This window comes from Legionella tucsonensis, assembly GCF_001468035.1.
In the GTDB taxonomy this organism is placed as follows: Bacteria; Pseudomonadota; Gammaproteobacteria; order Legionellales; family Legionellaceae; genus Legionella; species Legionella tucsonensis.
This window is the reverse complement of sequence record NZ_LNZA01000008.1, coordinates 139,052-164,278: the sequence shown is the minus strand read 5'-3', so window position 1 is coordinate 164,278 and position 25,227 is coordinate 139,052. Positions and strand designations below refer to the sequence as shown.

Below are 25,227 nucleotides of genomic sequence, written 5' to 3'. Positions count from 1 at the left end.
TTGATTTATTCGTGACTTGCACTTAAGCTCTGCCTCTATTTAGAACTATCCCAGGAATAACAATTTTTCGCCAATAGGTTTGAATATGGCAAAGAAATTGGATTTATTAACCTACCCATAATGATTTTTATAATGCCATTCAATGTGTCCTGCTCATGAAGAGTTAAGACATGTTTTTACACAACAAGCTCGACTTATTTGCTTGGAGTATAATCAAAGTCATCCTTTCAGGTAAATTGTGATCGAGGTATACTCAATTAAGTTTTGCAATGCAAATACTTCTTAGAAGTCAAATGATTAGAATAATTAAATTTTACTAAATAGAGTGTATCATGAAAAGTAAGTATCAACGATTCGCGATTAATACAGCACTAGCTCAAGGACTTTTTTCGTGGAAAAAAATTACATTCGAAAGTAACTTTTTTCTACGGAAAGAATTAGGATCATCTCGAAACTATCACGTTAATTTACAAAACAAGTGGACCATTAGTAGTTATTTCTTTCCGCAAACTTCTTTTAGAGGTGACAGAGTGAGTAATTATGAGAGTGTCCTTTCTCACTTGCCCTTAGGGAATAAAAATATTAGATGGCTAGGTATGTGTGAAAAAAAAATAGATGAATCTACACATAAGAAGTTATTCGGTTTAATAGGAAAAAGACCGATCCTAACGTGCCATGAAGATGAAACCATAGAGAGAAAAGAAACAGACGAGCAGATGAAACGTAGGACTGTTGATGTCAACGAGCTAGCTAATACTGAACGTTTAGATAAAGGGTTCAAATTTGCCAGTTTTTTAATTCAATCAAATCAAATACAACTAGCAATTGACCTAAATAATATTCCTAAAGATGAAATATATTATCCAAATACAAATAATTTATCCAATGACATCAAAACTCTGAAAGCAACAGAAATGACGCTTCCTGCCGTGCACATCTCAGCTATTTTAATGAGGATATTAAAGAGTGGACTCACCACCCTTAAGATTGAATATAATCCATTTTATGTAGACCAGCATTTATTATCAAAGGAATTAAAAGTCGAATATGCTTTATTGACTAAGAAATTTTATAGTGTTGTCCTATAGCAAGGAAAAAGGAAGATGCTCCAGAAGTCGGAGAATTTAGAGAAATACAAAGAGACTTTTACAAAAAGTATGGAGAAGAGGCAAGATTAAGTGAGTCTCATATTAAAGCTATAGAAGATGAAGTAAATTCTCCTGGTAATAATCTTGATAATATTCCGGCGCGTCCTTAGAAATAAAATTGAAGATTGGCGTTCCCTTTCCGAACCACTCTGTGGTAAAAGTATTAAAATTTCGGTGTTATGGTTTAGCGAATATCGTGTATTATACTCAACATTAATTTTCTCAACTTTCCTGGATATTCCTCTTATTGTTAGAGGAAAACCCAGGTTAACACTCTGATTAAGGTTGAAATACTTCCTGCTGAATACCGCCGACAACCCATTGGGTACTATTAGGAAATTGACGAAAATGCCAAATTTCATCAAGTGGACTAATAGGTTCATCATCTTCTTTAATGGAGCCGGTAAAGTGAACGCTTGCAATGAGTGAATTAGATTGTCTAGAAATATCAAGTAACTTAGCGTCTAAAGTGATGACTTCTGTTTTATTTGACGTATTTCTTCGCTCATCTAATTGCATCTTGATTTCTGCAAATACTTCAGGTGCTGTGAATTCACTCAAGTCTTGCAGGTTTTTTTGGTCATAAGCAGCTTGCAAGCGGTTAAATGTTACTTTGGCTTCACGCAAAAAGGATTCAGGCATAAAACCTGAAGGATATTCAGAAAAGTTATTAGCGGAACTGCCTCCGGTGCTGCTATTAAATGACTGAGTAAAGTTATTAAAAGGATTTTGATTAAAAGAACGTGCTTGTCCTTGTCCTGATTGAAAGCCCGGTTGCATTCTTTTACGGAAAAAACCAATAACAAAAAAGAGAATTGCGCCTACAACGAGCCATGACATAATTCCGCTGGCAAACCCATGCCCCATGAATAAACTAGTAAGCAAGCCGCCAATTAATAAACCACTGAGTAATCCTCCCCATCGACTGGAATTTTTCGTGCTTTGTCCAAGAGCACTGGATTTCTGTACCTTATTTGGTGAAAACAAAGCACTTTGGGAGCGCTGTATACCAAAACTTCTGCCAGCACCAAAGCGTTTGGCAGAGGCTTCGTTCACTAACAGTCCAAAGCTTAGTAATGCAATAAATAAATAGGAAATAAACGCACGCATAGTATGAAACCTTTCTTTTAAATAGAGTAAGTAAGTATATATGAATTTCGATGAATCTGTCTCTTTGTGATTAAAATTTTAGCTAATGTCTGGTTTGCGAATAAAATCCTCCCCACCGGGAAGTGCAAGAATTGAATTAATAGTAGATAAGAGAAAACAGTCCCCAGTTCGACCACCTTGACTAATTTGACTTGCATCTAATTTCATAGGAAAGAGTGGACTCTTATCTCTTTCATGAACTACAGGTTTGCCATTGTATTTTCCAATGGGATCTTGTACATACTTTGAGTTATCCATAATTTCATACTCGAATTCTTTTAAACAGATCCCTGATAGATAAAATTCTATACGATTGTTATAAATTATAATATATATGATTTATTATCACCTTAAGTTGGTATCTTTTATTGTTTTAAAATGAAATGACAAGCTAGGATTGTTTCTGGGAGAAGAGCAATAGAAATATATCCTAAATGAGTAACGCTTTAGGAATGCTCGGAAAATATTGGTTTATAAAAAATAGTTTTCAAAGTGGCCGCAACATTGATATCGATAAGATTAATAAGAGGCTAAAGCATTGGTCTTTTTAAAGAGTTAAACGATAGAATTATTCAATGTAAATCCATTTAGAATTCCTGGAGTAAATGGATTAACCTGATTATTTGTTTTTAACAGGTAACGTCCTGAGTTACTATTGATTTCAAAGAGAATTTGTAAGCTGGAACTGTCTTGTTCATCAACGAGAACATTCACTTTTTCGAGCAGTTTAAATAAAGCCCAGATTCCTTGTTCAGTGAGTTCATAGTGATTGCCTTCAATTGAATTAAGAGCAAGTTTTGCGTGGGATTGCGGCCAGGTAAAACGAATAACTGACTCGGTGCTTTGATTATCGGTCAATTTTGTGCTGCCAATCTGAAGTTCCAGGTTTGCAACCACAGGATCAAGGCTAATTTTTTGCAGACTAAAATCAATTTTACTTTCCTCTCCATGATCAGGGAAAAACATATTGGTAATAATATTCGCACGTATCAGCGCATCTAATGTTTCTGAGGCGATAGGTAATACTGAATCATTTACTGCTTTAGGTTTCCATTCTGCATTGGAAACATCCAAAAATGGTTTAACATAGTTGTCAGTAAATGAATTTAATGCACCGTGAGTAGAAAAGAAATGATTAAAATCGTTTAGTGCAATTTCTTGTTGCGAGGCATCAAAAGGATAGCGCCTGGCAATAGTGGTCTGAAATTCTCTATAAACGGTTTGTTGCCATTGTTGGTTTATATACTGGCGACTGTCTTTGATCAAAATACCCCACGTGTCGCTTGCTAATTGTTTTGTCCAGGCACTTAGAGGTTCTGGTAATTGTCGTGCTTGATTATAAAGTAAACTTACTGGATCTGAGGCGCTATCATTCGCAAAACGCGTTTTAGTAATATTAAATGCGGTTTTACCTCCATCATTTATCATGGATAAAGTAGAAATAAAGCGCTCTAAATCAACGATTTTCAGACTTAGCTCTTTAGTACTGGAAAGACTCATTAAATTTAAATCAGTAAATTGATTGGCAATAGATTGATTGAATAGTGATGTGGTATTGGTCAAGTCAGCCTTGGTTTCCTGTTGGATTAATCCGATCATTTTGCTTAGTGCATGAGATTGTTCCAGATTTTTAACTACTTGCCGGCCTGCTTGATAATCTTGATAATGCAAAGGTTGTGATTTGCGCATGAACGTTTGCCACCAGGTGACATAATCAAAACAATATGCCTGAATGATCATTTCTTGTAATTGGTTTAAATCATTGCGAGCAAGAACCCAGTTTTCTTTTTGCAAACTATGGCTAATATCAGGAATTCTTTGCATGACTTCATTAAAACCTGAGCGGGTAAAGTAACTCGGCAATTCGTTAGTAGCTAATACAAAACCATTAATTTCAATTTTTTGTTTGGCATTAGGTAAAAACTCTTTTGCAATAGAGTAATAGAGGTAACTGGTAGGCAATGCATTTAAGTAATTTCTGGCATCACTAATTACCTGTGGTTTCACGGTTATATTTTGGGGTGGTTTACTTAATAAGAGTTTTAACAGCGCCAACTGTTTGTTTAAAGAGCTTTCAGGCTGGTTTTTCCATTGAGCAGCAAACCAATCATGTACTTGCATTGCTGAAAAATGTTCTGGTTGACTCAACATCAGATAAATTTTCAAGGCGTTATAACGAACGATAGGGGTATTTCCTGAATTATTGATTACGTCTTCCAGCTCGTTGGTTAACGAAGGTAAAAATTCACCATGGAGTCGGCTTTCAGCATTGTGGTGCAAATTGTTTTTTAATTGATGTACTGTGGGTAGTGACAAAGAATTACTTGGAATATGGCTCATCGTTTTTGCAGCCTTGGATAAATGATAAAGAGCCTGTTTTTCTTTATTTTTCTGGCTATTGAGTACATCATAAGCAAGTAATTCTTTACTTGCTTCATCCAATAAATGAGCTGTTTTATAATGATTATAGCTTAAGATCAGCAAGCTGATTCCAGCAATACTTGCAGTAACTGCAATAATGGGTTTTTGCGAAAACTTTCTGGCTTGTGGAATTTGACTGCAATGTTCCTGAAGGGTCTTTAATGCACCCTCAACAAAATAAGCTCTGAAATTTGTCGCTTGAGGAAATGTATCTTGGACCATCAATGCATATTCATGCTGAATTTTCTTATTCAGACGGTCAATACTCACGCCACCTTGCTCCGCGCTACTAAAATAAATAGAATGTAAATTAAAAAGTTTGAGTGAAATTCCCTGAATTAATGCTTGAATAGGAGCACGTAAACTGGCTACCTGTAATGGAAATTCCCGAATTAAACTGCGCCTCATTGTAGAACGCGCGGGGTGCATTTTGCTAATTACTTGTTGACCAAGTTGTTCGGTGAGCTGATTGAATTGTAATGAGTATGCTTCTATTTTTTTCTTTAATTCATTTCTGCAATCAAGTGAAAATCCCAAGGGTTTCGATAAATCGGTTGTATGTTCTGATTGGTAAAATTCGGTGAAGCCGGCAAGGGTATCCATTTTGGTAAACATCAGCGCAAGATTAATGGAATAACCCAGGTTAGTTCCAAATCGTTCCAACAATTGCAAATGCGCTTTTTTCTGTTCTGCAAACTGACTGGGATCCGCAATAAGCAAGTCGTTTACATCAATACATAAAACAAGACCCGTAATTTTTAGATACGCGTTGCATCGATTTAATTGTTTCAGGGTAGTGAGCAATAAGGTTTTACTGTTGGTAAGCCAATTTTCACCAAGCTCAATAATGATCCCTTTCCGATTAAAATATATTTTGGCATGTTGTTCACTAAAAACAGGTATTTCTTCCATATTGCTTTGCTTTAATATGGCCGATTTTCCTTGGGCATTTTTGCCGGTAATCACTATAAAAGACAGCTGATTGCTTTGTGGCTTTAATTGTAAAAGTATTTTTTTTATAGCATCACATAATGCGCGTAAAGAATTGTCCATCAGCTATCCAGAAGAGCAAGTTGGGTATGTCCAAATAAAACGTTTTTTGCTTTATTTTCCAATAAGTATTGGCTGGTCAAAAAAGCAAGTGTTACAACGGTAATCGCAGAAATCAAAGTGATTATGACAGCTTTATAATTTTTTTTAACAATTTTGGGTATAGGATTTTCATTAAATAAACGGCGTGGTTGATTAAAACGATTTTGCTGAATTATTTGATAAAGATCTTCAATGAAGTTATCCAAAACCTGTCGTCCATCAGGTTTGAGATGATAATGGCCCTCAAAGCCAATGATCAGAAAAAAATAAACCAATTCAATAAGATCAAGGTATTGGTTTGGTCGTTCTTTTATATAATTGAGGATTTCAAAAAAACGATGTTGTGGTTGGGCATTATCATTGGCGAGCGGCGTGAAGGCCTTAAATTCAGCGGTAATTTGATACACTCGCATGTAATTTTTACCCAGGATTTCATCTATGGTTGCTGCCATTAAATAATGAGCAATGGCAGCAAAGTCTGTCGGGTATTTCGATGCATCTATCTTACTCTGAAAAGCAAGTAACTCATGTTCAATATTGTCTCTGATATTCTCAATAGCAGGTAATGAGGGGCTAAGACAGAGTCGTTCCAATAGCGATAAAAGAGGGCCTGCAGCCGCAACTAAATCGTTAGTAGCAAAAGGAGCAATAAATAATTTAGAGCGATAGTAACCTTGCGGGACAAGCATCGTTCCCGAATCAACAAGTTGGCTGCTGACCAGTGGGGCTGGATAATGCGCAACTGACATGGTCTTGCTCCTAATAGATCCTGATTCAAGCATGGAATTCTATTGCAAACACTCTAAGTTTAAAAGAAGATGATACGTTATATATCGCTTTTAGTTCAAGTGAGTTAAGTTTTTAAACTGCTAATATACCGCGAGCAAAAGTTATGATCTAGATTGCCAGTGTTTTAGCTAGAGAATGGGTGCTCGTTAGTGCAATCTGTACTGCTTGAATCGCTTTGGCAATATCCCTGATTTCCACAGGTATATTTGGGGTTTCTACTAACTTATTACAAGCTAATTTTAGATCTCCGTTGTCTTGGAACGCAGTCTTTATCCCGTGAATTAAAGGAGATAAAGAGCGATTTCGATTTCCAAAAAAATTAGATTCGCTCCCTTTATAATACATGGTACAGGTTTCTAATAAACCTATTCGCATTGCTGTAGTATGAGTCTTGTTGCCATTAGGATTTAGAGATACTCTAATCAATGCAAGCCTGCTTTTTACTTGATTTGATGATCTAGGTAAAAATAAATTTTTTAGTGCGTGATCAGAAAAATTTTTTAAAATCATAGTTTATTCTATCTTTTCCTTTTGTTTGTTCATTTATATGTGCTTGCATGATCGATGCTCGCCAATTAATTGCTCAAAAATTACCTTAATGATTTTATTTTAATTCGGAGGGGTTATAATACTTAGTTAAGAAGAAATGAATAATTGGAATGGGCCAGTACGAATTGGAGGGTTGCCTTAAGGCTGGCTTCTCCCAAGGCACTTAAGAGACAGGCCTTAAGTATGACCTCTCGTATGTACAGAAATGACACGCCTTCCTTGTACAAAAGTAAAATTAGAACTGAAATCCTAAGAGTTGCTGTTATTGTTGAATTTGTTTGCATCCTTCATGAACAATAAGATATTATTCTGGTTTGCCAAATATAGAACTATTTTGGTACTATATTTATAATATGGATAGAAATTTGATCAAGCGGATGTTTTGTTTCAAATTAAGACTTATTCAGTACTAGATTATTCGATTTTGGGGTGTTATGCTGCGCATCAGCAAGTTGGCCGATTATGGAACAGTTGTGATGGTTTATCTCGCCAGACACGTGCAAGAATTGTGTAATGCTCGTGATATTGCATTACATACTCATCTGACTGTACCTACGGTAAGTAAAATTTTAAAACGTTTAACCAGTGCAGGGTTGTTAACTTCAGTACGCGGAGTGGCTGGAGGATATCGATTGCGACGACCTGCAACTGAGATTTCTGTGTCGCAAATAATTTTTGCATTGGAAGAGCATCGTGGTTTCACAGAATGCAGTTTGCAACCTAATGATTGTTCATTACAAGGTGTTTGCACTATTCAAGGTAATTGGCGATTAATTAGTCAAGCAATTGAAACCGCTTTGGATAGTGTAAGTTTAGCCACTTTGGCTAAACCAACTTTGCAAGCACATGATGTGGAGCGAGTTCGACAATTGGCAAGTGGAGTTAATCGTGGCTAAAAGCAGTGAGCAAATTAATTCTCTGCTCGATAGAGAATATCAACATGGGTTTACAACCGACATTGAAGTAGATACTTTTGAGCCTGGACTGGACGAGGACGTGATTCGTCGTTTATCAGCAATTAAAGGCGAGCCAGAGTTTTTGCTTGAATGGCGTTTAAAAGCCTATAGACATTGGTTAACCATGTCTCCTCCTCAATGGTCCAGCGTGCATTATCCGCCTGTAGATTACCAGGCTCTTTCTTATTATTCAGCGCCTAAAATGAAAAAAGATGCGCCCAAGAGTCTGGATGAGGTTGACCCTGAGTTACTAAGAACCTATGAGAAACTGGGCATTCCTTTAAGAGAACAAGAAATGCTGGCTGGTGTAGCTGTAGATGCTGTTTTTGATAGTGTTTCTGTGGCAACTACGTTTAAAGCGAAACTCGCTGAAAAAGGCGTTATTTTTTGTCCTATCTCTGAAGCGGTACATAAATATCCAGAGCTACTGATGCAATATTTAGGATCGGTAGTACCTTATCGTGATAATTTTTATGCTGCGTTGAATTCGGCTGTATTTAGTGATGGTTCTTTTGTGTATGTTCCCAAAGGGGTGCGTTGTCCGATGGAGCTATCGACTTATTTTCGAATTAATGCTGCTTCTACAGGACAATTTGAACGTACCTTGATTATCGCTGATGCAGACAGTTACGTTTCCTATCTTGAAGGCTGCACTGCACCGATGCGTGATGAAAATCAACTCCATGCAGCAGTAGTCGAGTTGGTTGCTTTGGATGGAGCACAAATTAAATATTCCACGGTTCAAAACTGGTATCCAGGTGATAAGGAAGGAAAAGGCGGTATTTATAATTTTGTGACGAAACGTGGTGCTTGCCGCGGCAAACGCTCCAAAATTTCCTGGACGCAAATTGAAACGGGCTCAGCAATTACCTGGAAATATCCCAGTGTGATATTACAAGGAGATGATTCTGTTGGTGAGTTTTATTCAGTTGCCCTAACCAACAACTATCAACAAGCCGATACAGGCACTAAAATGATTCATATTGGAAAAAACACACGTTCAACTATTATTTCCAAAGGGATCAGTGCGGGACGTGCACATAATGCTTATCGCGGTTTGGTTCGTATCGCTCCAACAGCAACAAATGCACGTAATTATACTCAGTGTGACTCCATGCTTATGGGCTCTGAATGTTCTGCACATACTTTTCCTTATATAGAAGTAAAAAACCCCACAGCACAAGTAGAACATGAAGCAACTACTTCCAAGATCAGTGAAGAGCAATTGTTTTATTGTCAACAACGAGGAATCGATACAGAGGATGCTGTTTCGATGATTGTAAATGGTTTTTGTAAGCAGGTATTAAAAGAATTACCTATGGAGTTTGCGGTGGAAGCGACTAAATTGCTAGGTCTAAGTTTAGAAGGGGCAGTAGGTTAATATGTTAAAAATTAAAGACTTAAATGTTGAAATAAATGACCAATCCATTTTAAAAGGCATTAATCTTCAGGTAAATGCAGGTGAAGTTCATGCCATTATGGGACCTAATGGCTCAGGTAAAAGTACCCTGTCCAAAGTATTAGCCGGTCATTCTTCTTATCAAGTGATTAGTGGGGAAATAAACTATTTAGGAAAGGATTTGACTCCTTTGTCTCCCGAAGAAAGAGCACGTGCCGGTATTTTTTTGTCGTTTCAATATCCAGTGGAAATACCTGGCGTGACTAACGTTAATTTTCTTAAAGCCTCTGTTAATGCAGTACGTAAGGGTCAGGGGAAAAATACACTTGATGCCATTGAGTTCCTGTCATTCATTCGGGAAAAATGTCAGTTACTGGAAATGGATGAAAGCTTTCTCTATCGCAGCATTAATGAAGGGTTTTCTGGCGGCGAAAAAAAACGGAATGAAATTTTACAGATGGCAGCTCTGGAACCAAGACTTGCTATTCTCGATGAGACTGATTCAGGCTTGGATATTGATGCATTACGTATTATTTCGCATGGTGTTAATGCAATGCGTTCTCCAGAGCGTTCTATTATTTTAGTAACGCATTATCAGCGCTTGCTTGATTATATTGAACCCGACTTTATCCATGTGCTGGTAAATGGTCGTATCATTATGTCTGGTGATAAATCATTAGCACTTGAATTAGAGAAAAAAGGGTACAGCTGGCTTGAGGAAACGGTGTAGTGATGAGCGAGATTTTGGATTTTTACCAACAACAAGCAAAAGCTGGTTTATCTAGTTTGCCTTGGCTTGCCCGATTGCAAACTAAAGCATTAATGGATTTGAATCGACATGGATTTCCAACGCGACATGATGAAGACTGGAAATATACCCGTGTTGAGGCATTATTAAATCAGCCTTTTATGCTTTCTCATGCTGTAGATAACCTCAAGGAGTCCGCGGCTACGGCCTATAAGGACAAAGTAAACTCTGATTTGCCAATAACTCAACGTATATTGATTCGAAATGGAGTCATTGAGGGCGTAGAGCAGCTTGCCAAGACTGTACCAAAAGGAGTGTTAGTTCTACCGTTATCTATTGCATTGACCCAATATCCAGAAGTACTCAAACCTTATCTGGGATCTGTTTTAAAACAAGAGCATGGTTTTCATTATTTAAATACGGCTATGATTCACTGTGGTGTGTTGATTTATATTCCATCAGGTGTTGTTCTTGAAGAACCCATTGCTCTAACTCATATGCAGACTCAAACGAATCAGGCAGTTTATTTGCGACATTTGATTGTTGCCGAGGAGAACAGTCAGGCTGCAATAATTGAAGATTATCAAGGTTTGGCTGATTGTTGTTATTTGACGAATACGGTAACCGAGATTGTTGTTGGTCCTGGTGCAAAATTAACGCATTATAAGCTGCAAAGAGAGAGTAAATCTGCTTTTCATATAGGTCATCTGTCGGTGAAGCAATTAGAGGGCAGTGAGTTCGCCAATCATTCTTTAAGCCTTGGCGGACAATGGGTACGTTCAGATATCAGTTTGTATATGCAAGAAGAAAAAGCACATTCTTTGATGAATGGGATTTACGCTCCTGCTGAAGGACAGCATGTGGATCATCATACCACAGTGCAGCACCTGGTGCCTTCTTGCAGCAGTGAACAGGATTATAAAGGCATTCTCACTGGGCATTCGCGTGCAGTATTTAATGGTAAGGTATTTGTTGCTAAAAATGCACAGCATACTGATGCCAAACAACAAAATAAAAACCTATTACTTTCAGCAAATGCGGAAGTGGATACCAAACCGCAGTTGGAAATTTTTGCCGATGATGTATTGTGCTCTCATGGGGCGACGGTTGGACAATTGGATGAGGAAGCATTATTTTATTTGGCAACTCGTGGGATTGGTCGGCTTGAAGCATCGCATTATTTAATTCATGCTTTTGCCAGTGATAATCTGCGGCTTATTCCCCATCGCCAATTAGCGGACTACATGGGACATTTATTAACACAACAGTTGGGGTAAGCTAAATGGACGCCTTGAATATTCATGCAATTCGTAGAGATTTCCCTGCACTCAATCAAAAAGTGAATGATTTTGATTTAATTTATTTTGATAATGCGGCAACAGCACAAAAGCCTAAAGCAGTGATTGAGGCTATTACTCATTATTATGAACAGGATAATTCGAATGTACATCGTGGTGTTCATACTTTAAGTGTCAGAGCAACAGAGAGTTACGAAGCGGCTCGTTCCAAAGTGAAGCGCTTTATCAATGCCAGTTCACCACGTGAATGCATTTTTGTGCGCGGAACAACCGAAGCGATTAATTTGGTGGCACAAAGTTTAGTTGCACCGCGTATTTTACCTGACGAAGAAATATTAATTACGCACATGGAGCATCATTCCAATATTGTTCCTTGGCAGATGGTTTGTAAAAAAACCGGGGCCAAGCTGCAGGTTGCTCCTATTTCGCTTGATGGTGAGATTTTATTGGATGAGTTTGCCAAGAAGTTAAATGAAAACACTAAATTTGTCGCGATTACGCATGCTTCTAATGCTTTAGGCACTATAAATCCCATTAAAGAAATGATTAAGATGGCGCACGAGTATGGGGCCGAAGTATTAGTCGATGGCGCACAAGCAGTCCCTCATTTTTCTGTAGATGTACAAGATTTAGGATGTGATTTTTATGCTTTTTCCGGACATAAATTATATGGCCCTACAGGTATTGGTGTTCTATGGGGTAAAGAAGAGCTTCTAAATGCCATGTCTCCTTATCAAGGGGGAGGCGAGATGATTAATTCCGTTACTTTTGAAGCAACAGAATATGCTGCAGTGCCAAGTAAATTTGAAGCAGGAACTCCTCATATTGCCGGTGCAATTGGCTTAGGGGCTGCAATAGATTATTTAGAATCTTTAGATATGGAAGCAATCATCGCCTATGAGCAAGAGTTATTAGAATATGCAACTGCCGGAGTTCGGTCGAGCGGATTTAATATTATTGGAACCGCAAAACAAAAAGTACCGGTTGTCGCTTTTGTACATGGAACAATTCATGCTCATGATATTGGCACTATTTTAGATAGTGAAGGAATTGCAATACGGAGTGGCCATCATTGTGCCATGCCGTTGATGGATTTTTATAATGTTGCGGCCACTTCGCGTCTTTCCTTGGCATTTTATAACACCAGAGAGGAAATTGATGCATGCATACACGCATTGCATCGGGTTAAAGAGGTATTTGCATGAGTGCAGAATTGCGAGAACTTTATCAAGAAATCATTATCGATCACAATCGCAATCCGCGCCATCATTATGAAATGAAAGATGCGACAGCGCAAGCGAATGGTTTTAATCCTTTGTGCGGGGATAAATTAACAGTATATGCTAAAATAGAAGAGGATGTGATTACTGAGTTAAGTTTTCTGGGATGTGGTTGTGCTATATCCCAGGCATCTGCTTCTTTGATGACTGATTCGATCAAAGGGAAAACTACAAAAGAAGCCCATGAAATGTTTCATCGCTTTCATCATATGTTGACTCAAAATGAAGAGGGTCAATTACGTTATATGGATAAGTTGATGGTGCTTGCGGGAGTGAAGGCTTATCCGGCACGGGTAAAATGTGCTACCTTGGCTTGGCATACTTTGGAAGCTGCATTGAATCAAGACAGCAATGTGGTGAAAACAGAGTAGGAGGACATATTTCTGGGTTCCATTGAGCATTGCTATTAAATGTAGGAATTTGAGTTAAATCCTACGTCCCGCGGACAAGCCGCGAGATGTGGGCGAGGTTTATTTATATACCATTAGGTTATAACAGCGCCGCTGTGTTGGCACCTAGATTACGGCCACCAAAAAGAACAGGTACTTTATGTTTGGTTTTAAGAAAAAACAGGATGAGGAATTACTGAAAGAAGCCATTATTAATGCGCTTAAGGGTATTTATGACCCTGAGATTCCTGTTAATATTTATGATTTGGGTTTAATTTACGATGTCTCGATCGATGATGATGCCCATGTTGCAATTCAAATGACTTTAACGACCCCTGGGTGTCCTGTGGCGCAAACTTTTCCAGGAACGGTAGAACAAGCAGTCAATAAAGTAGAAGGTGTTCGTGATTGCTCTGTGGAGTTAGTTTGGGAGCCGCCTTGGTCTCAAGAAAGAATGACCGAAGCAGCACGACTTGAATTGGGAATTTTTTATTGATGTGGTACCCTTCAGCACCGATCGAATTTTTACGTCAGCGTGCGGAATTATTAGCAAAAATACGTTTGTTCTTTACGGAACGTGGTTATTTGGAAGTAGAAACGCCAATTATGGCGCGATATGGGACAACAGATGTTTATCTAAGTAATATCAAAGCTATTTTTCGTGGTGAAACTTATTGCTTACAGACTTCCCCGGAATACCATATGAAGCGTTTGCTTGCGGCAGGAAGTGGTTCTATTTTTCAAATAGCACGTGTATTTCGCGACGATGAATTAGGACGTTGGCATAATCCAGAGTTTACCTTATTAGAATGGTACCAGCTGGGTATTGATCATCATGCCCTAATGGAAGAAATGGATCTTTTTCTGCAAAGGGTAATGCAGTCTAAGCCCCTGATCAAAAAAACGTATCAACAGGCTTTTCTTGAGGCGTGTGGTATTGACCCATTATCTGCAACCGCAGCACAATTTCGTCATATATTGGCACATTACGATTTGGATAATGTCCTGCCTCCTCAAGAAGAAGATAGAGATCAGTATCTTTTTTTATTGATGAGCCATGTTGTAGAGCCTTTTTTGGGCAAGGAAAGTGCCCCTGTTGCTGTATATAATTTTCCGGCATCGCAAGCTGCTTTGGCAAAAGTTAGTAATGGTGTTGCAGAACGTTTTGAGGTTTATTATCAAGGAGTCGAGTTAGCTAATGGTTTTCATGAGTTAACCGATGCTGCTTCTCAAGCAAAACGTTTTGCTCAGGACCAAAAAATCAGAAGCGAAAAAGGCTTTCCTTTCATGGAGGCAGATCATTATCTTTTGCAAGCTTTAGAGCATGGTTTGCCTTCATGTAGTGGTGTCGCTTTAGGTATTGACAGGTTACTGGCTCTAGCTTTAAAACAACCTGAAATTGCTAAGGTCGTTTCTTTTGATTTCTCCAGGGCGTAGAAACTATCACTAACGCAGCACGAATGCGCTGCATTGAATGGCATTAAGGAAAATCAACTTTGGAAGGTTCGGCATTTGATAATACCTTGTTCTCGTTGAAACTCGATATAAGCATTTTTTTCTTTTGTAGTGAATGTTTGAAACTCGGTTATTTTTGCAGTGATTCGCTCTGCGAGAATTTGTTGATATTCAGTATAATCCTTAGCATTTTTCACAAAATCTTTAGGAGTATTATAACAATAACGCACATAAGCAATTTGTTCCTGAGCTGCTTCAGTAAGCGTAGACTTCATAGGGCTGTGAAATATGCCATTAAGCACTAAAATAAAGGACGAAGTAATTAACTTTTGTAATTCTTGAGCGATTAAAATAAATTCTTCGATGTGCGCTACAGGAATACTGTCTAACTCTCCATTAATCATTTCAACATAATCTGCTTTTAATTTACTGGAAAACGTCATGATAAATAGTCTCAGCAATATTAATTGCCCGCATTATATAAATTTTGATCATAAAATGGCAATAGAGGGAGATTTTGTCCCTGAATTAAATGAAAAAGAGGAAGATAGTTTTTGCCGTCTTTATTCATTTCTCAGTGAATGAATAAAGCGAATCTTTCATGGTATTGATTTTGATTACCGAAATGAAATCACTTTTTTGGCATATTAAATTTTCTAATGATTTTTGGCAATAGTCTGTTACAGAAAATGCAGTAGAGACTGCAACAGAAAGAATCAAAGATAAAACAATTTTCATTATGAGAAAGCAATTAGTGGAGTATATCTTCAGTATATTCGATTATTTAATAACTAAAAATTAATCCTTGTTTTTTTACTTTTGTGTGTTCATTTTCTGTATCTTGCTTTTCAACAGGATCATCCTCTGTATTTATTACTAACTCAGGAGCTCCCTCTTTCTTCTTCGGGGGAGTTTTACTAAGAGTTAGACCACCGGTTCCGAACATCATTTCATATGATTCTAATATATCTTCTGCTTCATGTGTTGGGAGTTCTAAATCTTTGAGGTTTACTTCGTCTGCGACATCCTGATAATCAGGAGTAAGCTCCGCATAAGGTACGGCTCGTACATTCATTTTACCCGGAGTATGTTGATCTACTTGAATTCTAAATGGCAACATGAACAGTTGTTTTTTTCCATTCGCCTCAAATGCCATTAGATTTTGGCTTTCAGCAAAATCTAATGCATCGTCTTCTCGATGTTTAGCTTTATAGTTTGGAAAAAAAGTAGTTAAAGTATCTCGAATCGAATTACCATGGCCTACTACAATCATATCGTGTAAACCACCGTTATATATTTCATCTACAATTGCTGTTGCCAACCCATTTTCTCTTTGAGCATCTGAGGTAAGAGTTACCTCAGATGAATGTAATTTGTCAGATTCTTCAAGGACGGAGTTACTATTTATGGTAGTCAATGCCTTAGATTTTGCTCTCGCATTGTCTTCTAAAGCGCTCCCAAGACCAAAAAAAATCCATGAAAAAAAAAGCATAATTCGATGTGAAAGTTTCACGCCAGAGTTTGGATTAATTAGCTTCCAATATTCTGATGATTTTTCAATACCAAATCCAGAAGGTCCTTCGGCAATTTCTGTTATCTTGGGTGAGGATTTAGCTCGTACCTGCTCCTTGCCTTGAGATTTAGCGAGTCCCTGAATGAGGTTTGCTGCTGTTACAGTAGCCCGTGTCATAGTAGAAAATAATACCTGAACTGGAGCTTGTTTATTATGCAAAAGCGCTGAATAATCAAAATTCTTCATATTTTCATCGGCATCTGAATTAATATTTGCATCAGGCTTAAATCCCAGTCCTTTATCTGAATTCGTACATTCTCAATGCCGAAATAATTGAATGATTTTAAAATTTTTAGCTCCTTCATGGGCCTGCTCAAGATATTTTTTTGTTAATTCATACAAATCATAGGTTAATTGTTGATTATTTTTAGGTTTAGGGTATTCTAAGTCATTAAAGACATTAATACGCTCCTCTATAAACTTTTGATAAGTTTGCCGATCAAGTTTCTCTGTTGACATCTTTTATTCCATTGCTTCATGTGTTTAATCGAAGTATAAAACATTCGTCTTAACTGAGTATTAAATGATCATCAAAGTGAGGTATCGTAAAATTCTCAGTACTAACAAAATCGTGCTCAGATGCAGCATCTCGATTTGCTTTCAGCAATAATGGAATAGACTTCGTTGTCGCCAATCACGATATGATCAAGTAAACGGGCATCAACCAATTCCAATGCATCACGGATGCGTTCGGTTACGATGATATCCTGATGACTGGCATCCGATAGGCCTGAGGGGTGATTATGGGCAAGAATGAGTGCTGCTGCATTGAGTTGTAAAACGCGTTCTATGATAGGTCTTGGATGAATCGTTGCTGTATTGATTGTGCCGGAAAAAAGTTCCTCATAAGCAATAATGCGATGTTGACTATCAAGAAATAAAGCAGCAAAGGTTTCATTTTTATAATCGCGCAAACGTTTTTTTAAATAAGCATAGGTTTGTTTGCTGTTCGTAATTTGGGTTTCTTTTTGCAAGTAAATAAAATCACTTCGTCGACACATTTCCTTGACTGCTTGCAATTGCGCATAACGAACTTCGCCCAAACCCCGTACTTGTTTGAAACGCTCTTTATCAGCATTAAGGACACCACGTAAATCACCCAAATGTTTGAGGAGGTCAAAAGCTAATTGCACACAGGATTTTTTACTGCTGCCAGAACTAATAAAAATTGCAAGTAATTCAGCATCTGAAAGACTTTGTGCGCCATACGTGATAAGTTTTTCACGCAGATCGAACTGCCGTGTTGATTGGACAACCGTCATTTTCTATTCCTTTATTGCGAAGTTTATGCTTTGATCGGAGCTATTCTTATCAAAAACGTTGAGTCATGCAAGATTTTATTGGGAAAAAAGTATTGCTTGGGGTTTGTGGCGGGGTTGCCGCCTATAAATCAGCATACCTGATTCGAGAATTAACTCGAGTCGGAGCTGAGGTCAAAGTGGTAATGACGCAATCTGCAAAGGAATTTGTCGGTTCTTTGTTGATGCAAGCTTTATCAGGAAACGATGTGCGTACTGATTTATTTGATGCTCAGGCAGAGCGTGCCATGGGGCATATTGAATTAGCACGGTGGAGTGATTACCTGGTTATTGCCCCTGCTTCAGCCAATTGTCTTGCCAAATTAGCACAAGGTATTGCTGATGATTTGCTCTCCACCTTATACCTTGTTGCAGAAGTTCCTGTAGTTGTTTGTCCTGCGATGAATCGCAGCATGTGGGCTCATCCTGCAACTCAAGCCAATTGTAAGCTTTTGCAAGAAAGAGGGGTTATTTTTGTTGGTCCTGAAGAAGGCTCTCAAGCATGTGGTGAGCAAGGTTTGGGGCGCGTGAGTGAAGTGGAACAAATCATGAGTGCTTTACGCTTATATAATGTACACCAATTATTAGCGGGTAAAAAAGTACTTGTGACGGCAGGGCCTACTCGAGAACCTATGGATCCAGTGCGATATATCAGTAATTACAGTTCCGGAAAAATGGGCTATGCCATGGCAGAGGCTGCTGCAATGGCAGGAGCAGAGGTAACTTTGATTAGTGGACCGAGCTCTTTACAGGCTTCAGCAGGAATTAAGCGGATTCTCGTTGAATCGTCACAAGAAATGCTGGATGCAGTAATGCAGGAAATGCCTGCAGGTGGTATATTTATAGGAACAGCTGCTGTTGCAGATTATCGGGTTGAGTCGCCTGCTTCCGAGAAAATGAAGAAAAAAAATCAGGATGAAATAACGCTTAAATTGATAAAAAATCCCGATATTCTCAGTCGTGTTGCTGATTCAGCTAGGGCTTCTTGCGTGGTTGGATTTGCTGCTGAAACCACGGATGTTGTGCATTATGCCACCGAAAAATTACAGCATAAAAAACTGGATATGATTGTGGCGAACTCAGTAGGAAAAGGACTTGGATTTGACAGTGAAGTAAATCAAGTTACTGTAATTACAAAAAACAAGCAAATCGAATTACCCTTAACCCATAAAACACGGTTAGCAGGACAAATTATTGCAATCATTGCTGCAACTCTGCAAAATGATGCGCATTAATATTTATAGGAAAAATAATGACCCAAGCAATCCAATTAAAAATTCTTGATTCTCGAATAGGTGATACTATTCCGCTGCCTACCTATGCAACCCATGGTTCAGCCGGATTGGACTTGCGTGTTTGTATTCATGAGCCGATTCAAATTGCACCACAAGAAACGGTATTATTGCCGACAGGATTGTCCATTTATATTGCTGACCCTAAATTAGCGGCTGTAATTTTACCCCGCTCAGGCTTAGGACATAAAAATGGTATTGTTTTAGGGAACTTAGTTGGACTCATTGATTCTGATTATCAAGGAGAACTCAAAATTTCTTGTTGGAATAGAGGGATTGAGCATTTCACCGTGAATCCCGGAGAGCGTATTGCGCAATTAGTTTTTGTTCCAGTTGTGCAAGCTGCTTTTGAAATAGTTGAGGCATTTACTGAAACTTCCAGAGGTGCAGGTGGATTTGGAAGTTCAGGGAGAAATTAAATGAAATATCAGCAAAAGCAAGTTGCTCGCTCAGTGTTCCGAGCTTATGACATTAGAGGCATAATTGGACAGGAATTGGATGAGAATGCTTTTTATAGCATTGGACTCGCTCTAGCCTGTTATTTGCATGATTTGCAGCGCCAGCAAATTTTTTTGGCACGTGATGGTCGTCTCACTAGTTTTGCTATGGCTTCCGCTTTAAAACAAGGGTTGCTGGACAGCGGAATTGATGTATTCGACTTAGGCGCGGTTCCTACACCGGTTATGTATTTTGCAATTCATACTCAAGGCATTGATTGTGGATTGATGGTAACAGGAAGTCACAACCCGGCAAATTACAACGGTATTAAAATGGTATTGTTGGGTAAGACTTTAATGCAAGAAGATATTGATATTTTGTATCAACTGGTTCTTGACGGTAAGCGCCTTGTAGGCCAAGGTAAAGACATGGTGTTTGATGTATTGCCTAAATATGAGCAACGCATCAGAAGTGACATAAAAATCAAGCGTCCATTAAAAGTGGTGGTTGATTGTGGAAATGGAATTGCTGGCCCGACTATACCACAAGTACTTCACGAACTAGGTTGTGATGTTATTGCGCTTTATTGTGATGTGGATGGTCACTTTCCTAATCATCATCCCGATCCAACCGTTGAGGCTAATTTAGCTGATTTGAAAACTGCAGTAGCAGCCCATAAAGCAGATTTGGGTTTAGCTTTTGATGGTGATGCCGATCGCTTAGGTTTAATCACGAATAAAGGTGAAATGATTTGGCCTGATCGTTTGATGATGCTCTATGTTCGTGAATTATTAACTCGTCTCCCCGGAGCTACTGTAGTTTTTGATGTTAAATGCTCCAGTCATTTAGAAGCTGTGATCCGGGAGGCGGGTGGCATACCCAAAATGTGTCCTACAGGACATTCCATTGTGAAACACGTGATGAAAAAAGAAGGGGCAGCTTTGGCCGGTGAAATGAGCGGCCATTTGTTCTTCAAAGACCGTTGGTATGGGTTTGATGATGCGCTGTATAGTGCCTGTCGTTTACTCGAAATCATCAGCGCATCGGACATGACTGTAAGTGAGCAATTTGAAGAAATACCCAATAGTGTCAATACTCCTGAGTTGAAAATTGCTATAGCTGATGATGAAAAATTTCAGTTTATGAAACGATTTAATGAAATGGCAGAGTTTCCTCAGGCACGTGTTATTACAATTGATGGGTTACGTGTCGAATTTGATAAAGGATGGGGTTTATTACGTGCTTCAAATACCACACCTTGTCTCGTTGCTCGTTTTGAAGCAGAAGATAAAGATAATTTAGAACAGATTCAGCAGTTATTTAAGAAACAGATGCATTTGTTGGATGACACATTAGAATTGCCATTCTAGGCTCTGTTTGCGGCGAATTTTTACTTTGATAAATGGAGTTTACAGTTGGAACATCTAAAATCTCTCAATACTCCCAAAATGTCTAAACCTGTAAGTATGAGCAGAGTAGATATACCCATAACAGTTGGCTATGGCTGTCAGTTGACTATTGCTTCTGCGCACGCGTTGGCACATCACTCATCGCCAGTAGCCTTACCACCCCAGGCTATGGAAGCTATAGAAGCATCATACCAGTTTTTGAAAGTTCACGTTGATTCGAGAGTTCCTATCTATGGTGTCAATACAAATTTTGGTGATCAGGTTCGTTATATTGATGCAGCGCTCAAAGACACTGATGCATCTGAATATTATGACTCGATTAATGAGCGACAAGAAAACATTCTCCGCTCTCTTTCTTGCGGCTTAGGCACAATTGTTTCACCTCATACTGTACGAGTGGCGATGATGTTGCGTGCACATTGTCTGGCGCAAGGATATTCAGGCGTTCATCCTGAATTAATTAATTCACTTTTAGATTTTCTTAATGCCGGTATTACTCCTGTAGTTCGTTGTTATGGTTCTATTGGTGCCAGTGGTGATCTTATTCCCCTTTCTATGATTGCAGCCGCGCTTATTGGAGAACCTGTTGCAGTAACTTATCAGAATCAAGTAATGTTGGCTCCCGAAGCGATTCAATTGGCTGGTCTTAAGGCATATAAACCCGTCATGCGTGATGGGCTTGCTTTGATCAATGGCACATCATTTATGACGGCAATAGCCAGTTTAGCGGTCTATGATTTGCATCATTTATTCAAGCAAATGTTGGCTGCTATTGCCATGGCATTAGAGTCTCTACTCGTGATTAGTAGTGCTTATCATCCCATGGTACACCAATTGAAAAAGCAAAAGGGAGAAATGACAATCAACCAGTTTTTTATTGATTTTTGGGAAGGAAGTCAATTATTGATTGATTTAGATGAGTTAAGGTCTACAGATTATACTTATAAACCAGTACAAGATTATTATTCAATTCGCTCTGTTCCCCAAGGATTCGGTCCATTCCATGAGAATTTGGAACGCGCAATCTGTTGGATAGAAAATGAAATGAATTCTGTTAATGATAATCCTGTAATTGATGTCGCTGCGAACAGCATTCATCATAGCGCAAATTTTATGGGTTTTTATATCACCGATGCATGTGACATTTTGAAAATGGATATTGCCCAAGCTTCAACCTGGGTGCATGCATTGCTCGCAAATTTAGTTCATCCTCGTAAGAATCATAATTTACCGGTGAATCTAGTGCCTAATCCAAGTAAACATAATGGTTTTCGATCAATGCAACTGTTAGCCGCAGCACTTGCAGTACAAAATCGCAAACTGGCCCAGTCACATCAGGCATTTACCTTACCTACAGAGGGTGATAATCAGGATGTAAATAGCTTGGGAACACATGCTGCTTTTGATTTCCAAGAGTCAGTAGCTAATTTGGAGCGTCTCACAGCAATTTTGTTGATTGCAGCAACACAAGCACTTGAGTTACGTGGTATTGAAAAAGCAAGTAAAAAAGCTCAATCTATTTATCATATAGTGCGTCAATATTCTCCAAAAATAGAAAATTGTAGACCGATGTCAGAAGAAATTGAGATGATTATTAATTTATTAAGGGATAATAAAATATAAAAGGGTAAGTGCTCAGTTTTACTGTAAATTAAGTTAAGGCATTATTTTTTGGCCTACGTCCTGCAGAAAAGCCTCAGGACGTAGGATTAGAATTAAATTCTTTAATTTAATGACAATGGTGCTTAATCTTTATCAAAGGAGCAAAACGTGCGTCAAGCATCTCATTTATACCTAGCGTTTTTTTCATTCTGTGCAGCTTCTCCAGTTTCGGCATCCGATTTTAACCTGCCTTTTGTTAATACAGCGGGATTGGGTGTTGCTTATGCTGATTGGGCAACGGCTGCTAGTGATGCAAGTACGGCTTATACAAATCCAGCAGGTCTTATTAAGCTGTCTCATCAACAAATAGTAGGTAATGCATTAGGCATCATAGGTACTGCACGATTTACAGGATCTGCAGTTACCCCAACCTTCCCCTTCCCATTCACTGTTGCACAGTCTGGAGAAGCACGTAGCCAAATCAAGGCCTTTTTGCCTTCATTTTATTATTCAGCTCCTCTTACCCAACGCATTGCTTTTGGTTTTAATTTGACAACACCGTTTGGATTAGGTACGAATTATGGCTCCACGCGGTCATCCATCGCACGTTATGCTGCAACACGTGCTCAAGTTGTTGGAATTGATATAGGTCCAAGCTTGGGGGTGAAAATAACGGACCGTTTTTCTCTAGGTGCGGGATTTGATGCACTGCATTTGGCCTTTACACTGAATAATATGTATGGTCCGCCTGTTTCTTTTCCTTCAGACTCAAGGCTCGAAAATCATCTAAGCGGCTGGGGATATGGAGGGTATGGCGGCATTTTATTTGATTTTTCACCAGAAACACGGGTTGGGGTGAGTTATTATTCTAAAATCTCAATTACGACTAGAGGCCATAGCACAGTACATACCCCTGCGATAGGACCTGCGGTAATGATCTTTAGAACCAATCAACAAGAGACAAAAGCGGCTTTGCCAGCCCGAGCTCAATTGAGTTTGCAACATGATTTCACCAAAAGATGGACTGGGGTTGGTACCGTCTTTTATACCAACTGGAGAACATTTGATCAAATCACAATGAAAAATACAAAAACTCCCACAGGGGAAGCACGTTCAGTGACGATCCCTTTTAATTACCACAATTGTTTTGACTATGCAGTTGGTGCTACTTTTAAAGCAACCGAGAAAATATTATTCCGTGGTGGTATTCAATTCATGAGTACCCCTTCCAACGATCGGGATCGCGGCATTGCTGACCCTGTTGGCAGTGCAACCATTGTGGCAGTAGGGGCTCATTATCAACAAAATGCAAATTTAAGCTACGATGTGGGAGTAGGTCATTCGTTCTTTAACCAAATGCCAGTGAATTTAATTACCCCTTTGACATCACTTAAAGGGCATACCAATACACAAACCACAGCGATTGGCGGACAAATTAACTGGAGCTTTGCTTAGTATTAGCATGCAGCAAACTACCATTTCAGGATGATAAAGGCCCGATGCGAGATAAAATCTTAATACTTTATGTACTTTCGACCTTATTAGGCATATTAACAGGAACTGTGGGTTCATTGTTGCAGTTGGCAATCCATTGGTTAAATAATGTTTTAATCAACTGGTTTAATTTCGCAGGGTCAAAAGGTTATAATATCGGTATCATTTCTGCACTCACAACGATGGTCATGGTTTTCATCGCATGGGCATTAGTAAAATGGGTTGCAACCGAAGCATCAGGAAGTGGTGTTCAGGAAATTGAAGGGACTTTGCTTCATGAACGTCCAATTTTGTGGCGAAGATTATTGCCTGTAAAATTTATTGGTGGCGTCCTGTCAATTGGTTCTAAGATGGTGCTCGGTCGTGAAGGACCTACCATTCAAATTGGTGGTAATTTAGGTGAAATGTTAGGTGAGATCTTCTTTTTAAATAGGAAAAGACGTGATTCACTTATAGCTGCCGGAGCTGCAGCAGGACTTGCAACAGCTTTTAATGCACCTCTTGCTGGTGTTTTATTTGTACTTGAAGAAATGCGTAATGAGTTTAATTTCTCTTTTACAAATTTTAAAATGGTTGCCATATGTTGTGTGTTTGCAACAATTATGTTGCATATCATTATTGGGCCTCAACCTGATATTAAAATGGTTGTCTTTACCCCGCCAAGTCTTCAATCGCTTTGGGTTTTCTTTATCTTTGGTATAGTAGTAGGTATTGTAGGTCTTTGTTTTAATAAATTCTTGATGAAATTGCTGTACAACCTGGACAAACTGAAACCCTGGATGAAAGATATTTACGTATTAATTATTGGTCTCACAGTAGGGTATTTGGCTTATAAACAGCCTAGCGTTGTTGGAGGTGGATATCATATTATTGAACAAGCTTTAATCGCTTACCCTGATTTTTCAGTCTTGATAATGTTACTTATAATTCGATTTATTATGACTTTATTGTGTTACGGAACAGGTGTCCCTGGTGGCATTTTTGCGCCTATGTTAGCTTTAGGAACCATTTTAGGATTAGCTGCTTCACATATTCTTCAGGCAATTTCAAGTGACATAACCATTCATCCGGGTATGCTTGCGGTGGCTGGCATGGGGGCTTTGTTCGCTGCTTCTGTAAGAGCGCCGATTACGGGGATCATTCTTGTTGTTGAAATGACGCAAAATTATTTATTGATATTGCCGTTAATGATTACCTGTTTAACATCGACTACAGTTGTTCAGTTTGCAAAAAATGCTCCTATCTATACGCAGCTTTTGCGTAGAACGTTAAAAAAAGAAGTATGATCATAGTGGTTCGCTGACTCTAATGGTAATTCTTCAACTAAATTTAGATTGGTCATTAAGCTGAGTAGATTATTCTGGCTCTCTTTATACTTTTTTATCATAAATTTCTCTGTATCTACGTTGCTAAGCATACAGAATACACTGTGTCAAATTTTGCATCAT

General features: G+C 38.6%; 24 protein-coding genes. 15 read left to right on the top strand and 9 right to left on the bottom strand.

Annotation, left to right across the window (positions count from 1 at the left end; translation table 11 throughout):
* Nucleotides 1–332 precede the first annotated feature (332 nt).
* A complete protein-coding gene (locus Ltuc_RS13430; RefSeq protein ID WP_058521873.1) occupies nucleotides 333–1,088 on the top strand; it encodes a hypothetical protein in 756 nt (251 codons plus the stop codon).
* Nucleotides 1,089–1,427: 339 nt separating this feature from the next.
* On the opposite strand, the gene Ltuc_RS13425 is transcribed toward Ltuc_RS13430, so the two are convergent.
* The 5 genes from Ltuc_RS13425 to Ltuc_RS13405 form a co-directional block, all read right to left on the bottom strand.
* Nucleotides 1,428–2,258, bottom strand: a complete 831-nt coding sequence (locus Ltuc_RS13425; protein WP_058521872.1) for a Tim44 domain-containing protein — start codon at nucleotides 2,256–2,258, stop codon at nucleotides 1,428–1,430.
* Nucleotides 2,259–2,336: 78 nt separating this feature from the next.
* Nucleotides 2,337–2,555, bottom strand: coding sequence for a hypothetical protein (locus tag Ltuc_RS13420; protein ID WP_058521871.1), 219 nt, complete (start codon nucleotides 2,553–2,555; stop codon nucleotides 2,337–2,339).
* 297 nt (nucleotides 2,556–2,852) lie between these two features.
* A complete protein-coding gene (gene icmF / locus Ltuc_RS13415; protein WP_058521870.1) occupies nucleotides 2,853–5,771 on the bottom strand; it encodes a type IVB secretion system protein IcmF in 2,919 nt (972 codons plus the stop codon).
* A complete protein-coding gene (gene icmH, locus Ltuc_RS13410) occupies nucleotides 5,771–6,559 on the bottom strand; it encodes a type IVB secretion system protein IcmH/DotU (protein ID WP_058521869.1) in 789 nt (262 codons plus the stop codon). Before icmH ends, icmF begins: the two co-directional genes overlap by 1 nt.
* 148 nt (nucleotides 6,560–6,707) lie before the next feature.
* The gene (locus tag Ltuc_RS13405; RefSeq protein WP_058521868.1) at nucleotides 6,708–7,109 is read right to left on the bottom strand and encodes a hypothetical protein; all 402 of its coding nucleotides are present in this window, start codon (nucleotides 7,107–7,109) and stop codon (nucleotides 6,708–6,710) included.
* Nucleotides 7,110–7,582: 473 nt separating this feature from the next.
* Between Ltuc_RS13405 and Ltuc_RS13400 the strand changes: the two genes are divergently transcribed.
* The 8 genes from Ltuc_RS13400 (at nucleotide 7,583) to epmA (ending at nucleotide 14,655) form a co-directional block, all read left to right on the top strand.
* Nucleotides 7,583–8,044 (top strand): SUF system Fe-S cluster assembly regulator, encoded by a 462-nt coding sequence (locus Ltuc_RS13400; protein ID WP_058521867.1) that lies wholly within the window; start codon nucleotides 7,583–7,585, stop codon nucleotides 8,042–8,044.
* The gene (gene sufB / locus Ltuc_RS13395) at nucleotides 8,037–9,485 is read left to right on the top strand and encodes a Fe-S cluster assembly protein SufB (protein ID WP_058521866.1); all 1,449 of its coding nucleotides are present in this window, start codon (nucleotides 8,037–8,039) and stop codon (nucleotides 9,483–9,485) included. The genes Ltuc_RS13400 and sufB overlap by 8 nt, the downstream gene beginning before the upstream one ends.
* Before the next feature lies 1 nt (nucleotide 9,486).
* A complete protein-coding gene (gene sufC / locus Ltuc_RS13390) occupies nucleotides 9,487–10,233 on the top strand; it encodes a Fe-S cluster assembly ATPase SufC (protein ID WP_058521865.1) in 747 nt (248 codons plus the stop codon).
* Between the two features lie 2 nt (nucleotides 10,234–10,235).
* Nucleotides 10,236–11,528 carry a Fe-S cluster assembly protein SufD gene (gene sufD / locus Ltuc_RS13385; protein WP_058521864.1) on the top strand — a complete coding sequence of 431 codons (1,293 nt, stop codon included), beginning with the start codon at nucleotides 10,236–10,238 and terminating at the stop codon, nucleotides 11,526–11,528.
* Nucleotides 11,529–11,533: 5 nt separating this feature from the next.
* On the top strand, nucleotides 11,534–12,754 hold the full coding sequence (locus Ltuc_RS13380) for a cysteine desulfurase (RefSeq protein WP_058521863.1): 1,221 nt from the start codon (nucleotides 11,534–11,536) through the stop codon (nucleotides 12,752–12,754).
* Complete coding sequence (gene sufU / locus Ltuc_RS13375; RefSeq protein ID WP_058521862.1) at nucleotides 12,751–13,200, top strand: Fe-S cluster assembly sulfur transfer protein SufU; 450 nt, start codon at nucleotides 12,751–12,753, stop codon at nucleotides 13,198–13,200. Before Ltuc_RS13380 ends, sufU begins: the two co-directional genes overlap by 4 nt.
* A 178-nt stretch (nucleotides 13,201–13,378) precedes the next feature.
* Nucleotides 13,379–13,714: an SUF system Fe-S cluster assembly protein gene (locus tag Ltuc_RS13370; RefSeq protein ID WP_058521861.1), complete on the top strand. Its 336-nt coding sequence runs from the start codon at nucleotides 13,379–13,381 to the stop codon at nucleotides 13,712–13,714.
* A complete protein-coding gene (epmA, locus tag Ltuc_RS13365) occupies nucleotides 13,714–14,655 on the top strand; it encodes an elongation factor P--(R)-beta-lysine ligase (RefSeq protein ID WP_058521860.1) in 942 nt (313 codons plus the stop codon). Before Ltuc_RS13370 ends, epmA begins: the two co-directional genes overlap by 1 nt.
* A 53-nt stretch (nucleotides 14,656–14,708) precedes the next feature.
* Here epmA and Ltuc_RS13360 read toward each other — a convergent pair whose 3' ends face one another.
* From Ltuc_RS13360 to radC, 4 genes are all read right to left on the bottom strand, one after another.
* Nucleotides 14,709–15,116, bottom strand: coding sequence for a hypothetical protein (locus tag Ltuc_RS13360; RefSeq protein WP_058521859.1), 408 nt, complete (start codon nucleotides 15,114–15,116; stop codon nucleotides 14,709–14,711).
* A gap of 341 nt (nucleotides 15,117–15,457) precedes the next feature.
* Entirely contained in the window at nucleotides 15,458–16,432 is a 975-nt protein-coding gene (locus Ltuc_RS13355; RefSeq protein ID WP_058521858.1) for a hypothetical protein, read from the bottom strand.
* 72 nt (nucleotides 16,433–16,504) lie between these two features.
* Nucleotides 16,505–16,705, bottom strand: a complete 201-nt coding sequence (locus Ltuc_RS13350; protein ID WP_058521857.1) for a hypothetical protein — start codon at nucleotides 16,703–16,705, stop codon at nucleotides 16,505–16,507.
* Between the two features lie 116 nt (nucleotides 16,706–16,821).
* Nucleotides 16,822–17,508 (bottom strand): RadC family protein, encoded by a 687-nt coding sequence (radC, locus tag Ltuc_RS13345; RefSeq protein WP_058521856.1) that lies wholly within the window; start codon nucleotides 17,506–17,508, stop codon nucleotides 16,822–16,824.
* Between the two features lie 65 nt (nucleotides 17,509–17,573).
* Here radC and coaBC point away from each other — a divergent pair, with 65 nt between their 5' ends.
* From coaBC to clcA, 6 genes are all read left to right on the top strand, one after another.
* Complete coding sequence (coaBC, locus tag Ltuc_RS13340; RefSeq protein WP_058521855.1) at nucleotides 17,574–18,779, top strand: bifunctional phosphopantothenoylcysteine decarboxylase/phosphopantothenate--cysteine ligase CoaBC; 1,206 nt, start codon at nucleotides 17,574–17,576, stop codon at nucleotides 18,777–18,779.
* A gap of 17 nt (nucleotides 18,780–18,796) precedes the next feature.
* On the top strand, nucleotides 18,797–19,255 hold the full coding sequence (gene dut / locus Ltuc_RS13335) for a dUTP diphosphatase (protein ID WP_058521854.1): 459 nt from the start codon (nucleotides 18,797–18,799) through the stop codon (nucleotides 19,253–19,255).
* Nucleotides 19,256–20,644 (top strand): phosphomannomutase/phosphoglucomutase, encoded by a 1,389-nt coding sequence (locus Ltuc_RS13330; RefSeq protein WP_058521853.1) that lies wholly within the window; start codon nucleotides 19,256–19,258, stop codon nucleotides 20,642–20,644.
* A gap of 45 nt (nucleotides 20,645–20,689) precedes the next feature.
* Nucleotides 20,690–22,306: an HAL/PAL/TAL family ammonia-lyase gene (locus Ltuc_RS13325; protein WP_058521852.1), complete on the top strand. Its 1,617-nt coding sequence runs from the start codon at nucleotides 20,690–20,692 to the stop codon at nucleotides 22,304–22,306.
* A 147-nt stretch (nucleotides 22,307–22,453) separates the two neighbouring features.
* The gene (locus tag Ltuc_RS13320; RefSeq protein ID WP_058521851.1) at nucleotides 22,454–23,740 is read left to right on the top strand and encodes an OmpP1/FadL family transporter; all 1,287 of its coding nucleotides are present in this window, start codon (nucleotides 22,454–22,456) and stop codon (nucleotides 23,738–23,740) included.
* A gap of 44 nt (nucleotides 23,741–23,784) precedes the next feature.
* Nucleotides 23,785–25,065 carry a H(+)/Cl(-) exchange transporter ClcA gene (gene clcA, locus Ltuc_RS13315; protein WP_058521850.1) on the top strand — a complete coding sequence of 427 codons (1,281 nt, stop codon included), beginning with the start codon at nucleotides 23,785–23,787 and terminating at the stop codon, nucleotides 25,063–25,065.
* Nucleotides 25,066–25,227 lie beyond the last annotated feature (162 nt).

What these genes read in the sequence shown, in the direction of transcription:
- dut (WP_058521854.1), top strand. Translation starts at nt 18,797, where the DNA reads ATGACCCAAGCAATCCAATTAAAAATTCTTGATTCTCGAATAGGTGAT.
- Ltuc_RS13405 (WP_058521868.1), bottom strand. Translation starts at nt 7,109, where the DNA reads ATGATTTTAAAAAATTTTTCTGATCACGCACTAAAAAATTTATTTTTA.
- Ltuc_RS13360 (WP_058521859.1), bottom strand. Translation starts at nt 15,116, where the DNA reads ATGACGTTTTCCAGTAAATTAAAAGCAGATTATGTTGAAATGATTAAT.
- Ltuc_RS13350 (WP_058521857.1), bottom strand. Translation starts at nt 16,705, where the DNA reads ATGTCAACAGAGAAACTTGATCGGCAAACTTATCAAAAGTTTATAGAG.
- Ltuc_RS13370 (WP_058521861.1), top strand. Translation starts at nt 13,379, where the DNA reads ATGTTTGGTTTTAAGAAAAAACAGGATGAGGAATTACTGAAAGAAGCC.
- epmA (WP_058521860.1), top strand. Translation starts at nt 13,714, where the DNA reads ATGTGGTACCCTTCAGCACCGATCGAATTTTTACGTCAGCGTGCGGAA.
- Ltuc_RS13330 (WP_058521853.1), top strand. Translation starts at nt 19,256, where the DNA reads ATGAAATATCAGCAAAAGCAAGTTGCTCGCTCAGTGTTCCGAGCTTAT.
- coaBC (WP_058521855.1), top strand. Translation starts at nt 17,574, where the DNA reads ATGCAAGATTTTATTGGGAAAAAAGTATTGCTTGGGGTTTGTGGCGGG.
- icmF (WP_058521870.1), bottom strand. Translation starts at nt 5,771, where the DNA reads ATGGACAATTCTTTACGCGCATTATGTGATGCTATAAAAAAAATACTT.
- clcA (WP_058521850.1), top strand. Translation starts at nt 23,785, where the DNA reads ATGCGAGATAAAATCTTAATACTTTATGTACTTTCGACCTTATTAGGC.
- Ltuc_RS13430 (WP_058521873.1), top strand. Translation starts at nt 333, where the DNA reads ATGAAAAGTAAGTATCAACGATTCGCGATTAATACAGCACTAGCTCAA.
- Ltuc_RS13420 (WP_058521871.1), bottom strand. Translation starts at nt 2,555, where the DNA reads ATGGATAACTCAAAGTATGTACAAGATCCCATTGGAAAATACAATGGC.
- icmH (WP_058521869.1), bottom strand. Translation starts at nt 6,559, where the DNA reads ATGTCAGTTGCGCATTATCCAGCCCCACTGGTCAGCAGCCAACTTGTT.
- Ltuc_RS13400 (WP_058521867.1), top strand. Translation starts at nt 7,583, where the DNA reads ATGCTGCGCATCAGCAAGTTGGCCGATTATGGAACAGTTGTGATGGTT.
- Ltuc_RS13380 (WP_058521863.1), top strand. Translation starts at nt 11,534, where the DNA reads ATGGACGCCTTGAATATTCATGCAATTCGTAGAGATTTCCCTGCACTC.
- sufU (WP_058521862.1), top strand. Translation starts at nt 12,751, where the DNA reads ATGAGTGCAGAATTGCGAGAACTTTATCAAGAAATCATTATCGATCAC.
- sufC (WP_058521865.1), top strand. Translation starts at nt 9,487, where the DNA reads ATGTTAAAAATTAAAGACTTAAATGTTGAAATAAATGACCAATCCATT.
- Ltuc_RS13355 (WP_058521858.1), bottom strand. Translation starts at nt 16,432, where the DNA reads ATGAAGAATTTTGATTATTCAGCGCTTTTGCATAATAAACAAGCTCCA.
- Ltuc_RS13425 (WP_058521872.1), bottom strand. Translation starts at nt 2,258, where the DNA reads ATGCGTGCGTTTATTTCCTATTTATTTATTGCATTACTAAGCTTTGGA.
- radC (WP_058521856.1), bottom strand. Translation starts at nt 17,508, where the DNA reads ATGACGGTTGTCCAATCAACACGGCAGTTCGATCTGCGTGAAAAACTT.
- sufD (WP_058521864.1), top strand. Translation starts at nt 10,236, where the DNA reads ATGAGCGAGATTTTGGATTTTTACCAACAACAAGCAAAAGCTGGTTTA.